Origin of the sequence: Pseudomonas sp. (assembly GCF_049301935.1) — a bacterium.
Taxonomy (GTDB): Bacteria; Pseudomonadota; Gammaproteobacteria; order Pseudomonadales; family Pseudomonadaceae; genus Aquipseudomonas.
Genome location: NZ_JBAQLP010000015.1, coordinates 1 through 13,483 on the forward strand (window position 1 = coordinate 1; position 13,483 = coordinate 13,483).

Consider the following 13,483-nt stretch of genomic DNA (forward strand, 5'->3'; position numbering starts at 1 on the left):
GACCCTGGATCTGCAACAAGAGATCCAGGAGGCACTGGAGTCCAACCCGATGCTCGAACGCCAGGAAGAAGGCGACGCTTTCGACACTTCGGACCCCATGGCCGATGGCGCAGAAAGCGCATCCTCCAGCGAACAGCCAGAAACACCGTACCAGGAGACCAACTATCAGGAAGCCACGCAGACCGTGGACAACCTGGAAGAAGGCGATTGGGGCGAGCGCATTCCCAACGAGCTGCCTGTCGATACCGCCTGGGAAGACATTTACCAGACCAGCGCCAGCAGCCTGCCCAGCAGCAGCAACGATGACGACGAGTGGGATTTCACCACCCGCACCTCCAGCGGCGAAAGCCTGCAAAGCCACCTGCTGTGGCAGCTCAACCTGGCACCGATGTCGGACAAAGATCGCCTGATCGGCGTCACCCTGATCGACTGCATCAACCAGCAGGGCTACCTGGAAGAAACCCTGGAAGAAGTGGTCGAAGCCTTCGACCCGGAACTGGACATCGAGCTCGACGAAGTCGAGGCCGTGTTGCACCGCATCCAGCAGTTCGAACCTACCGGTATTGCCGCGCGCAACCTGGGCGAATGCCTGCTCCTGCAACTACGTCAACTGCCGGCGAAAACCCCGTGGCTGAGCGAAGCCCAGCGCCTGGCCAGCGACTACCTCGACCTGCTCGGCAGCCGCGACTACAGCCAGCTGATGCGCCGCATGAAGCTCAAGGAAGATGAGCTGCGCCAGGTTATCGACCTGATCCAGAGCCTTAACCCACGGCCTGGCTCGCAGATCGAATCCAGCGAGCCGGAATACGTGGTGCCCGACGTGATCGTACGCAAACACAACGAGCGCTGGCTGGTGGAACTCAACCAGGAAGCCATGCCGCGCCTGCGGGTCAACGCGCAATACGCAGGATTTGTGAAGCGCGCCGACTCCAGCGCCGACAACACCTTTATGCGCAACCAGCTGCAGGAAGCGCGCTGGTTTATCAAAAGCCTGCAAAGCCGCAACGAAACCCTGATGAAGGTCGCCACGCAGATCGTCGAGCACCAACGCGGCTTCCTCGATTACGGTGACGAGGCGATGAAGCCGTTGGTACTCCACGATATTGCCGAAGCAGTGGGCATGCACGAGTCGACCATCTCGCGGGTGACCACGCAGAAATTCATGCACACCCCGCGCGGCATTTACGAGCTGAAATACTTCTTCTCCAGCCATGTCAGCACCTCCGAGGGCGGCGAATGCTCGTCGACTGCGATCCGCGCCATCATCAAAAAACTGGTCGCGGCGGAAAATGCGAAAAAGCCGTTGAGTGACAGCAAGATCGCTGGTTTACTGGAAGCACAGGGCATTCAAGTCGCTCGCCGCACGGTCGCCAAGTACCGTGAGTCCCTCGCAATAGCGCCTTCCAGTGAGCGCAAGCGATTGATCTAAGGCGACACGCAGAAGGAAGACGACCACTCGACACAGCACACGCCCGGCCTCGCCTTTTCGCAAAAGCAGCCATACTGCCAACAAGCAATCAGCGACCGTGCCAGGCTCGTTCGGTAGAGTCTTCCACGCCACAGTGTTCCGGCGGCAGGCCTCTCGTCTGCCTCTTACACACGGCAACAAGGAGAAAGCGGTATGCAAGTCAACATCAGTGGACACCAGCTGGATGTGACCGACGCCCTGCGCGACTACATCGCCGAAAAACTCGACCGATTGGAGCGCCACTTCGACAAGATTACCAACGTGCAAGTCACCATGGAGGTCGAGAAGCTCAAACAGAAAATCGAAGCGACCCTGCACATTGCCGGCGGCGAAGTCGTCGCCTACGCCGAGCATGAAGACATGTACGCAGCCATCGACTTACTGACTGACAAACTCGATCGACAACTCATCAAACACAAGGAAAAACAGCTCGACCGTCAACAAGGCGCTATGGCCCGCTGACGTCGTCTACCTCCTATGATCCGACTTGAAACTATCCTGACCCCCGGCCGTTCCCTGGTGAACGTGCCGGGCGGCAGCAAAAAACGTGTTCTCGAACAGATTGCCAACCTGGTGGCGCGCGAACTGCCTGACCTGGACGGCCAAGACATCTTCGAAAGCCTGATTGCCCGGGAAAAACTCGGCTCGACCGGTTTCGGCAATGGCATTGCCATTCCGCACTGTCGCCTGCCCGGTTGCACCGCGCCGATCAGTGCCTTGCTGCGTCTGAACGCCGCCGTGGACTTCGACGCCATCGACGGTGCGCCAGTGGACCTGTTGTTTGTCCTGCTGGTACCCGAAGCGGCCACCGATGCTCACCTGGAACTGCTCCGGCAGATTGCCAGCATGCTCGATCGCAGTGATGTACGTGCCAGTCTGCGCCAAGCCGAAAGCAGCGAAGCCCTGTATCGGGTGGTCGTGGACGTACAAAGCCAACTCAACCGAGCCTAAGCATGCGCCTGATCATCGTGAGCGGCCGCTCCGGCTCCGGGAAGAGCACCGCCCTCGATGTACTTGAGGACAACGGCTTCTACTGCATCGACAACCTGCCCGCCGGGCTGCTACCGGAACTGGCCGAGCGCGCCCTGCTGCACACCGAGCTGCTGCATCCGCAGGTCGCAGTATCTATTGATGCACGCAATCTCCCAAGCCACCTCAAGCGCTTCCCCGAACTGCTCGACGAGGTGCGCGCACGGCATATCAAGTGCGACGTGATCTACCTGGATGCCGACGAAGAAACCCTGCTCAAGCGCTTCTCGGAAACTCGCCGGCGCCACCCGCTGACCAACGAGAGTCGTTCGCTGGCCGAAGCGATTGCCGATGAAGCGCTGCTGCTCGGGCCGATCATCGACCTGGCCGACCTGAAGATCGACACTACCCATCTCAACCTGTATCAGCTGCGCGACAGCCTCAAACTGCGCTTGCTCAATCAGCCCGAGCCGGGCACCGCGTTTCTGGTCGAATCCTTTGGTTTCAAACGCGGTATGCCGGTGGATGCCGACCTGGTATTCGATGTGCGCTGCCTGCCCAACCCCTACTGGAAGCCGGACTTGCGCGACTTCTCCGGGCTCGACCAGCCGGTAGTCGACTACCTCTCAGCCCAGGCCGATGTCGAGGACATGTACCAGGACATCTTCGCCTACCTGACCAAATGGCTGCCGCGCTTTGCCGCCAGCAACCGCGCCTATGTCACGGTGGCAATTGGCTGCACCGGCGGCCATCACCGCTCGGTGTACCTGGCCAACCGCCTGGGTGAAACCCTTAAACCCATCCTGAAAAACGTTCAGACTCGCCACCGCGACCTCAGTTAAGGAATTGCCGCGATGCCCGCCTGCGAAATCACCATTATCAATAAGCTTGGCCTGCACGCCCGCGCGGCGGCCAAGTTTGTCGGCGTCGCTGGGCGTTTTCCTTGCCAAGTAAAAGTCGGCCGCACGCCGGAAAGCCTGGTCGATGGCAAAAGCATCATGGCGGTGATGATGCTCGCTGCCGGCAAAGGCACTGCCGTGCATGTGCATACCGAAGGCGAGCAAGACGCCGAAGCGCTCAACGCCCTGAGTGAGTTGATCAACAACTACTTCGACGAAGGCGAGTAAATCCGCCAGAAAAAAGGGCTGCCCGCGCAAACGGGCTGCCCTTTTTTGTGCCGAATGCTTTAGCTACCCGCCACCGTCATCCGTTCAATTAGCACCGAACCGGTGCGGATATTGCTGCGCAGCTCCAGATCATTACCCACCGCGACAATCTGCTTGAACATATCGCGCAGGTTGCCGGCGATGGTGACTTCCTGCACCGGGAACTGAATTTCGCCGTTCTCCACCCAGTAACCGCCCGCACCGCGCGAATAGTCACCGGTGACCATGTTCAGGCCCTGGCCCATCAGCTCGGTGACCAGCAACCCGCGCCCCATACGCTTGAGCAGCGCCTGTTGGTCTTCATCGCCATGGCTGACAAACAGGTTGTGCACGCCGCCGGAGTTGGCGGTGCTCGGCATGCCCAGCTTGCGCCCGGAGTAGGTGCCCAGCACATAGGACAGCAGCTCGCCGCGCTCGACAAAGGACTTGGCATAGGTCGCCAAACCGTCACCATCGAAGGCCGCACTGCCCAGCGCACGGGGAATATGCGGGCGTTCATCGATCTTCAGCCAGGTGGGAAACAACTGCTGGCCTAAAGAACCCTCAAGGAACGATGACTTGCGGTACAGATTGCCGCCAGAAATGGCCGCGAGAAAGCTGCCAAACAACCCGGTGGCCAACTCGGCCGCGAACAGCACCGGCACTTCACAGGTCGGCACCGGGCGGGCGCCCAAACGGCTTACCGCGCGTTCGGCGGCGCGCCGACCAATGCTGCCGGCATCGGCCAGTAGCTCGCCCTGGCGGTTGACGTCATACCAATAGTCGCGCTGCATCTGCCCGCCATCTTCGGCGATCATCACGCAGCTCAGGCTGTGCCGCGTGCTGGCGTAACCGCTGATAAAGCCATGGCTGTTGCCATACACCCGGCAACCCTGATGGGTATTCAGCGTGGTGCCGTCGGCGTTCTTGATCCGCTGGTCTGCGGCAAAGGCCGCCGCCTCGCAGCTCAAGGCCTGCTCAATGGCCTGTTCGGGGGTGATCGACCAGGCGTGGTACAGGTCCAGCTGTGGCAGCTCGCGGGCCATCAGCGCGGCATCGGCCAAACCGGCACACTCATCTTCGGAGGCATGCTTGGCAATTGCCAGGGCGGCGGCGACGGTCTCGCGAATCGCCGCTTCACCGCTGGCCGAGGTGCTGGCCGAGCCCTTGCGCTGACCGACATACAAAGTGATGCCAAAGCCCTGATCGCGGTTGAACTCGACCGTTTCCACCTCCGCCTGACGCACCGTGGTGGACAAGCCCTGCTCCACCGATACCGCCACTTCGCAGGCACTCGCGCCCTGCTTTCTGGCCTCGGCAATAATCTGCTCCACCTGCGCCTGCAATTGCGGCACAGCCTGGGGGCCGACGATGTCTACTGCACTCATAAGAACTCCTGAACGATAAGCGGCAAGCGCGGCCACGCAGGCCAGACGCTTACAGCTGGAAACTTGCTGCTATCATGTCGGCGTTTTCCACTGGACCGCCACCATGTCTGAATACCTTGACGACTTCTCCGGCGAGAAGAGCAAAACCCAGGTCAAGCGCGAGTTTCACGCGCTACAAGATCTGGGGCAACGCCTGACTACCCTGAAACTCGACCTGCTGAACAAGCTGCCGCTGACCGACGAGCTGCGCCGCGCACTGGCCGAAGCACCGAAACACACCGCCAATGCCGCGAAGAAGCGCCACGTGCAGTTTATCGGCCGCTTGATGCGCGATCAGGACATCCCGGCCATCCTGAGCCTGCTCGACCAGCTGGATGCCTCCACGCGCCAGTACAACGAACGCTTTCATAACCTGGAGCGCTGGCGTGACCGTTTGCTCAACGGCGACGACGACACCCTGGAAAAATTTGTCGGCGAATATCCCGACGCCGACCGCCAACACCTGCGCCAGCTGATCCGTCAGGGTCAGCACGAACTGGCGCAGAACAAAGCACCGGCCGCTTCACGCAAAATCTTCAAATACATCCGCGAGCTGGATGAAACCCAGCGCGGCTTGCGCTAGGTCTCTCGACCATGATGGGTTAGGCCTTCGGCCCATCCTAACGCCTCTCTCGTAGGATGGGGCGAGGAGCGCAACGACGATACCCATCACGAGCATGTCGATGGGTATCATTACTCTCAACCCATCCTACGAATCTCAGGCGCCGGTTCCGCCCACGGTAATCGCATCGATCTTCAGCGTCGGCTGGCCCACGCCTACCGGCACCGACTGGCCGTCCTTGCCACAGGTACCGACGCCGCTGTCCAACGCCAGGTCGTTACCGACCATCGACACTTTGCTCATGGCTTCCGGGCCATTGCCGATCAAGGTGGCGCCTTTGACCGGCGCGGTGATCTTGCCGTCCTCGATCAGGTAGGCCTCGCTAGTGGAAAACACGAACTTGCCGCTGGTGATATCCACCTGACCGCTGCCGAGGTTGGCGCAGTAGATGCCCTTCTTTACCGAACGGATGATTTCTTCCGGGTCGCTTGCGCCAGCCAGCATGTAGGTATTGGTCATGCGCGGCATCGGCAGGTGCGCGTAGGACTCACGGCGACCGTTGCCGGTGCACGCCACGCCCATCAGGCGGGCATTCAGCTTGTCCTGCATATAACCCTTGAGCACGCCGTTCTCGATCAGCGTGGTGCACTGGCTCTGGGTGCCTTCATCGTCCATGCTCAGCGAGCCGCGGCGCTCGGCCAGGGTGCCGTCATCGACGATGGTGCACAGGCTGGAAGCCACCTGCTCGCCCATGCGCCCGCTGTAGGCCGAACTGCCCTTGCGGTTGAAGTCGCCTTCCAGGCCATGCCCAACCGCTTCGTGCAGCAGCACGCCAGACCAGCCCGCGCCCATCACCACCGGCATAGTGCCCGCCGGTGCCGGAATCGCTTCGAGGTTGACCAGCGCCTGGCGCAGGGCCTCACGGGCATAGCCCATGGCGCGCTCTTCGTTATTGCTGGTCTGCTCGAGGAAGTAGCGGTAATCGGTACGCCCGCCACCGCCATGGCTGCCGCGCTCGCGGCGACCGTTCTGCTCGACGATCACGCTGACGTTAAAGCGCACCAGTGGGCGAATATCCGCGCCCAGGCTGCCGTCGTTGGCGGCCACCAGAATGCGATCCCAGACCCCGGCCAGGCTGACCGACACCTGTTTGATGCGTGAATCGAGGGCGCGGGTAGCGACATCGATGCGCTTGAGCAACTCGACCTTTTCCGCCCGGCCCAGCACATCCAGCGGGTTGTCCTGGGCATACAGCGGCTTAACCAGCGGGCTGCTGAAGGCCTGCACGCGGCCATGCTGCCCGGCACGGGCAATCGAACGGGCCGCGCGCGCCGCCTGGCTCAGGGCCTCGGCGCTGATCGCATTGCTGTAGGCAAACCCGGTTTTCTCACCCGACTGGGCGCGCACCCCGACGCCCTGGTCGAGGTTGAAACTGCCTTCCTTGACGATGCCATCTTCCAGCGCCCAGGTTTCCGAGACCTGGCTCTGGAAGTACAGATCGGCCGCATCGATGCCCGGCCCGGCCAGGTCCGCCAGCACCGCCGGCAGATGCTCAATGGTCAAGCCGCCCGGACTCAACAGATGTTCACTGACGGATACCAACATACTGTTCATTACTCAATCTCGTTTATGACTGTTGCACCTGGCAGCCGTGGTTCGGCTGCCGCAAAAAATCGTTTATGCCGCGCCACCGGCATGCGCTGGCGGATCGCCGCCTGCTCCGTCGCATCACGCTCGGCCAGCAGTACCCCCGGCCCCAGCGGCAGCTCGGCGAGCACGCGGCCCCAGGGATCGACCAGCGCCGAATGGCCAAAGGTTTCGCGCCCGCCTGGATGGCTGCCGCCCTGCCCGGCCGCCAGCACGTAGCACTGGGTTTCGATGGCCCGCGCGCGGGTGAGTATCTGCCAATGCGCCGCGCCGGTAACCGCAGTAAAGGCCGCCGGCACGCTGATCAACTCCGCGCCCGCTGCGCGCAAGGCGCTGTACAGTTCGGGAAAACGCAGGTCATAACAGACGCTCAGGCCCAAACGCCCGACCGGGGTATCGGCCACCACCACCTGGCTGCCAAAGGCGTAATCATCGGACTCGCGATAACGGCCGTGGCTGTCGCTGACATCCACATCGAACAGGTGCAGCTTGTCATAACGCGCCACCCGCTGGCCGGCATTATCGATCAGCAGCGAGCAGGCGTGCGCTTTGGCGTCGGGCTGGCCATCCGGTGGCAGGGGTATGGTGCCGGCAACAATCCACAGGTTCAAATCGCGGGCGGTCTGTTGTAACCAGGGCAGGATGGGCCCCTGGCCCAACGCCTCGGCGTGCCCCAGCGCAGCCTGGTCACGCCGGCCCATGGCGGCGAAGTTTTCCGGCAGCACCGCCAGCCGTGCACCTTGCGCGGCAGCCTGTTCGAGCAACTGCCGAGCCTGCGCCAGATTGGCCAGGACATCGGCCTGGCTGACCATTTGAATGACTGCGAAGGTCATGACTGCCTTATCTCACTATCGGTATCGGGCTTCAGCTTACAAGCCATACCGGCAGACTGCACGGCTGCATATCCACCGTACGGCGTTTACTGCGGTTTTTCGAAGGGCTTGTCGAAGCTGATATCCGGGTTCTGCCAGGCGCCCTTGACGTCGTACTGCACACTGGCAAAGCGCGCCACACGATCACCCAGCAGCTTGTCGGCGATAAACAGCGCCCCGCCGATGGCCGGCGCACCGACTATCAATGCGGCCAAAGGCAGGTTGTTGGTCACCGGCAAGGTCACCAACAACTTGGCATCAATCCGGTCATTGGCCATATCCAGGGTGCCATTGAGTTCCAGATTGCTCGATGGCCCGGTAAGGGTGATCGGCTCGCGGGTCACGAACACGCCGTTATCGGCCACCAGCAAGCCCTTGACCCGGTCATAGCTCAGGCCCTTGCCGAGCAGGTCGGAAAAGTCCAGGCGCAGGCGCCGGCCAATCGAGTTGAAATTCAGCAGGCCGAACACCCGCAGCGCCGAGGCCGGCCCTTCGACCTCGGAGAACTGCCCTTGGCGCAGCGAGGCATCCAGCGAACCGCTAAAGCGTTTCATGCTGAACCAGGCCGGCGAGCCGGGCCAGTGACCGTCCACATTCATATGAAAGTCGCGGCTGCTGGCGGTGGGGGCAAAGCCCCAGGCGATCAGCACATCGGCCAGATCAGCGCCGCCCATGCGCCCGTCATAACGTGTGCGTGTGCCGTTCGCGGCCTTTAGCCAAGTGGCCCGGCCCGCAATTTTCAGGCCTTTAAGATTGAGATCCAGCTCGCTGAACTGCACGCCGTCACTGACCGGGCGCGCCTTGAGCGACCAGCTGCCCAGCGGTTCGATGCCCTGATAAACCTCGGCAATACGCACATCCAGCGCCGGGAAGCTGCTCGGATCGACGCTGGCCAGCGGATCGGGCGCATCCACCACGGGTTCATCTTTAACCTTAAGCGCTGCCGCCGGGAAGCGCAGGTAGTCGAGCGTCAGGGCAATCGGCAACTCACCGGCATCCGGTAAACTGACCTGGCCTTGCAGCAGCGGGCTGTCGAGGCTGACTGCCCAGGTGGCAGCTTCGCGTTCAACCGCCACGTCCAGCGCATCCAGGCTGATGCCAAAGCCGCTGAAGCGAGCAATATGCAGCTGGGCATCCTTGAACAGGCGCTGCGCATCCCCGATTGGCACGCTGGCATAGGGCTGCAACACCTGCTGCCAGGCCGACCAGTCCAACTCCGCCACCCGTCCGCGCACACGCAGGCCCTGACTGGTGGGCAGGCTGGCCGGGCCATCGGCCAGGCGAATCTCGCCACGGCCCTGATTGAACTGCCCCGGACTGGCGGCAAAGGTTAGGCTCAGCAGATCGGCGTACTCCAGCCAGTAGCGCTGTTCGCGCCCGCCCAGGCTCATGCGCCAGTGCGTCGCACGCTCCTCGTCAGCACTTTTGCCAAAGGGTGCCGGCAACGCCACCGTTGCGCCCTTGAGGGTGGAACTCACACGCAGCTGACTGTCGGCGCCATCCAGGGTCAGATCAAGGCGATAAGGCAGGTTGCCGCTAATGGGCAGCGGCTGGGTCACACCCAGCCAGGTGCTTAGCTCAGTCACGGCGATCTGCCCGCTGGCCTCGATGCGACTGCGCGCCTTGCCCAGCGCGCCCTCGGCAAGGGCCTTGCCACGCACAGCATGACCCAGCACCTGGGCACGGATGTCCGGAGCACTCAGGCCGCTGGCAGTGTTGTAACGAAAGGCGCCCTGCAGCTGGCTGAACTGCAACGGCGGGTTGGGCAGGCTGAGCTGCGCGCCTTGAGTGGCAAAATCCACCACCACTGCAGGGGCCATACCCTTGCGCAATGGCAGGTCGAGCTTCAACTTACCGGCCAGCGCCCCCGCGCCAGCCCAGCCGGCAAAGGTCTCTGCGGTGCCGATTGGCGTCTGTTGCAGGATATGCAGGGCATCCTCGACATTGCTGCTCAGCTCACTGGTCAGCAACAGACGCGGCGGCAGCCCCGGCAATGCAGTCGCGATCAGCGCCTGGGCGTTGCTCACTTGGCTATCGAGGATGCGCCCTTGCACCAGGTCGACGCGCACGCCAGTGTCTTCGATCAACACCTTGCCACGCCCCTCGCGCAGCGCCGGCCAGCCGGGCTGAAAGGCCAGCTCGGCATCATGCACGGCGAAGAACAGGCTGATACTGCGCGCGGTATTCTCCGCGCCCTTGTTCAGCGAGCCTTGGTACTGGAAATAGCCTTCATCGACCGCGCCACCGCGGATGGCACTTTTCAGCCAGGCATCCAGCTCAGGACTCATGCCCGGCGACCGGCTCGGCAGGTATTTCTCGGTAAAGCGCGCATCGCCGTTACGCAGGCCAACGCGCAGGTCCATATAGTCTTCCTGCGTCGGGTCGAAGCGCAGGCGAATCAGGAAGTCACCGGCGACCGGCCCTTCCTCCCCCAGCACTTGCAGATACGGGCTGCGCAGGGTGAACGCCTGCTCATCAATCTGCCAGGTCAGCAGCGCCTTGGCAGTTTGGTAATGCCAGGGCTTGGGAAACAGGGTATGGAGGTGCAGGGAAAAGTCTTCGCTGTCGACGCGCAGCTCGCCCTGGCCCAGATCACCGCTGATGCTGCCACTGAGGTTTTCCGCCGCCGGCGAGCCGAGGTACGCGGCAAAGCCGACGCGTTCGAGATTGGCCGAGAATTGCAGGCGCTTGCTGTCGGTCAGCCGCGGCCGGTAGTCGAGCTGGATATTACGCAACGCGCCATGCGGCTTGAGCTGTTCAAGCAGTGCCAGGCCTTTGTCCGGCAATGGTGCAAGCCCCGCCACCAGCGGCTGCAGCGGCGCCAGGTCGAGACGATCGGCACTCAGCAGCCATTGCTCCTGCACCTCTGCGCTTTCCGCCTGCTGGGTCAGTGCCAGGCGCACTTCGCCCCAGCGCTGCTCATCACGGCTGAAGGCCAGGTCATCCAGGAGCAGCTTGAAACCCAGCTCGGTGCGGGTGAAATAGGCATTCAGCGCCAGATTGTGCAGCGCCACCGACTCACGCTTGGCGTAGCCGGCCTTGAGCTGCGGCACATGCAGACGGCTGACGGCGCGCTGCACGCCGCCCTTGGCCCAGCTCAGCCAGACCTCACCACCCAGCTGCAACTGCTCAAGGCGCCATTGCGCCAGCAGGCTCGCCGGCACCCAGGCCGCCCAATCGCTCTGCGGCAGACTCAGGTACAGCTCGGCGGAGGCGTCTTGCCAGCGCTTGGCAGTTATCCGTGTGCGCAACTGCAGGGCCAGCGGCTGGCCATCGGGCAACCGCAGGCGGCCATCCAGGCGCTGGCGCACACTGCCGTTGCGCAGGCTGAGATTCACATAGGTCAAGGTGCGCGCTGGCTGCTCGAAGGCCTGCACGGTGACCTGGCTGTTGAACAGCGACAGGCGCTTGACCAGCTGCGACTGCGTCAGCAGCTGCGCCAGGTCGAGCGGCGCCGGCGCGTTGCGTTGCGGCAAGCCCTTGAGCGTCCAGCGGCCGTCCTCGCCCTGCTGCACCACCAGCTGCACGCCATCCAGCTCAAGCCGGGCGATGCGCAGCTGACGCGCCAATAGGCTGGCCAGCACATCCGGCACCACACGCACCTGATCCAGCTGCAAGGCCCCAGCGCCCTCGCCCACCGCCACATCATGGGCGGTCAGCACCGGCGAGAAGCCTTGCCAGAGGCCTTCCAGCGCGCCGATCTGCACCGGCATGGCCAGCACTTCACGGGCCTTGTCTTCAGCCTCAAGACGGTATTCGGCGACCAGCGGCACCAGCTCGCGGCCGAGGCTGACATACAGCGCTGCCAATACCAGCGCCAAGGCGCACAGCCCCAGTGCCGTACGCAGCAGCAGGGCAGTCCAGCGCGCCAATGCCTGCATTCAGTTCACGCCCGGATAGGCGGGTATATCAGAGCAGCACCACATCGTATTGCTCCTGGGAGTACATGGTCTCGACCTGAAACTTGATGGTGCGGCCGATAAAGGCTTCGAGGTCGGCGACATTGCCCGACTCTTCATCGAGCAAGCGGTCGACCACTTTCTGATTGGCCAGCACGCGATACCCTTCCGGCTGATAGGCTCGCGCCTCTCGCAAAATCTCGCGGAAGATTTCATAGCAGGTGGTTTCCGCCGTCTTCAGCTTGCCGCGCCCCTGACAGCAGCTGCACGGCTCGCACAGCACCTGCTCAAGGCTTTCGCGGGTGCGCTTGCGGGTCATCTGCACCAACCCCAATTCCGTTATGCCGATAATATTGGTCTTGGCGTGGTCGCGCTCCAGCTGCTTCTCCAGGGTGCGCAGCACCTGGCGCTGGTGCTCTTCATCTTCCATGTCGATAAAGTCGATGATGATGATCCCGCCCAGATTGCGCAGGCGCAGCTGGCGGGCAATCGCCGTAGCCGCCTCCAGATTGGTCTTGAAGATGGTTTCTTCCAGCGTGCGATGGCCGACGAACGCGCCGGTATTCACATCGATGGTGCTCATCGCCTCGGCCGGATCGACCACCAGATAGCCGCCGGACTTGAGCGGCACCTTGCGCTCCAGGGCTTTCTGGATTTCATCCTCGACGCCATACAGGTCGAAAATCGGCCGCTCGCCGGGATAATGCTCCAGGCGATCGGCGATTTCCGGCATCAGCTCATCAACGAACTGGGTGATCTTGCCGAAGGTCTCCCGCGAGTCGACGCGGATCTTCTCGATCTTCGGGTTGACCAGGTCGCGCAGGGTGCGCAGCGCCAGGGACAGATCCTCGTAGATCACCAGCGGCGTCGGGCCGACCTTCATCTGCGTGGCGATCTGCTCCCACAGGCGGCGCAGGTACCGAATATCGGCGAGGATTTCATCGGCACCCGCCCCGTCAGCCGCGGTGCGCAGGATAAAACCGCCGGTTTCCTCAATGCCTTCGGCGGCCACGCAATCGGCGACTACTTGCTTCAAGCGCTCGCGCTCGGCTTCATCTTCGATCTTCAGCGAGATGCCGACATGGGCGGTGCGCGGCATATACACCAGATAACGCGAAGGGATCGACAGCTGGGTGGTCAGGCGTGCGCCCTTGCTGCCAATTGGGTCCTTGGTCACCTGCACCACCAGGCTCTGGCCTTCATGCACCAGGGCGCTGATGCTTTCCACCGCAGGGCCTTCACGGCTGGAGATTTCCGCCGCGTGAATAAACGCCGCACGCTCCAGGCCGATATCGATAAAGGCCGCCTGCATGCCGGGCAGCACGCGCACCACCTTGCCCTTGTAGATATTGCCGACGATGCCACGCTTCTGCGTGCGCTCGACGTGCACTTCCTGCAGTACGCCGTTTTCCACCACCGCCACGCGCGATTCCATCGGCGTGATATTGATCAGAATTTCTTCACTCATGCGCTTATCTCTTCTGAGATCAAGCT

11 protein-coding genes are annotated in these 13,483 nt (G+C 62.5%); 6 read left to right on the plus strand and 5 right to left on the minus strand.

The features are described from left to right. The 5 genes from WA145_RS01965 to WA145_RS01985 form a co-directional block, all read left to right on the plus strand. The coding region (locus tag WA145_RS01965; protein WP_422579951.1) for an RNA polymerase factor sigma-54 at positions 1-1,429 on the plus strand (1,429 nt) is incomplete at its 5' end. A 192-nt stretch (positions 1,430-1,621) separates the two neighbouring features. Further along, a complete protein-coding gene (gene hpf / locus WA145_RS01970) occupies positions 1,622-1,930 on the plus strand; it encodes a ribosome hibernation-promoting factor, HPF/YfiA family (RefSeq protein ID WP_422579952.1) in 309 nt (102 codons plus the stop codon). Between the two features lie 15 nt (positions 1,931-1,945). Continuing rightward, on the plus strand, positions 1,946-2,419 hold the full coding sequence (ptsN, locus tag WA145_RS01975) for a PTS IIA-like nitrogen regulatory protein PtsN (protein WP_422579953.1): 474 nt from the start codon (positions 1,946-1,948) through the stop codon (positions 2,417-2,419). 2 nt (positions 2,420-2,421) lie between these two features. After that, complete coding sequence (gene rapZ / locus WA145_RS01980; RefSeq protein ID WP_422579954.1) at positions 2,422-3,279, plus strand: RNase adapter RapZ; 858 nt, start codon at positions 2,422-2,424, stop codon at positions 3,277-3,279. 12 nt (positions 3,280-3,291) lie between these two features. Beyond that, positions 3,292-3,564: an HPr family phosphocarrier protein gene (locus WA145_RS01985; protein ID WP_422579955.1), complete on the plus strand. Its 273-nt coding sequence runs from the start codon at positions 3,292-3,294 to the stop codon at positions 3,562-3,564. Between the two features lie 59 nt (positions 3,565-3,623). Here WA145_RS01985 and pmbA read toward each other — a convergent pair whose 3' ends face one another. Next, entirely contained in the window at positions 3,624-4,970 is a 1,347-nt protein-coding gene (gene pmbA, locus WA145_RS01990) for a metalloprotease PmbA (RefSeq protein WP_422579956.1), read from the minus strand. A gap of 103 nt (positions 4,971-5,073) precedes the next feature. On the opposite strand from pmbA, the gene yjgA reads away from it, so the two are divergent. Then, a complete protein-coding gene (gene yjgA / locus WA145_RS01995; RefSeq protein WP_422579957.1) occupies positions 5,074-5,592 on the plus strand; it encodes a ribosome biogenesis factor YjgA in 519 nt (172 codons plus the stop codon). A 135-nt stretch (positions 5,593-5,727) separates the two neighbouring features. On the opposite strand, the gene tldD is transcribed toward yjgA, so the two are convergent. The 4 genes from tldD to rng all read right to left on the minus strand — a co-directional run bounded on the left by tldD (position 5,728) and on the right by rng (position 13,457). Next, complete coding sequence (tldD, locus tag WA145_RS02000; protein ID WP_422579958.1) at positions 5,728-7,185, minus strand: metalloprotease TldD; 1,458 nt, start codon at positions 7,183-7,185, stop codon at positions 5,728-5,730. After that, positions 7,185-8,051, minus strand: coding sequence for a carbon-nitrogen hydrolase family protein (locus tag WA145_RS02005; RefSeq protein ID WP_422579959.1), 867 nt, complete (start codon positions 8,049-8,051; stop codon positions 7,185-7,187). Before WA145_RS02005 ends, tldD begins: the two co-directional genes overlap by 1 nt. Positions 8,052-8,137: 86 nt before the next feature. Further along, on the minus strand, positions 8,138-11,971 hold the full coding sequence (locus tag WA145_RS02010; protein WP_422579960.1) for a YhdP family protein: 3,834 nt from the start codon (positions 11,969-11,971) through the stop codon (positions 8,138-8,140). A 28-nt stretch (positions 11,972-11,999) separates the two neighbouring features. Continuing rightward, positions 12,000-13,457: a ribonuclease G gene (rng, locus tag WA145_RS02015; RefSeq protein WP_422579961.1), complete on the minus strand. Its 1,458-nt coding sequence runs from the start codon at positions 13,455-13,457 to the stop codon at positions 12,000-12,002. Positions 13,458-13,483 lie beyond the last annotated feature (26 nt).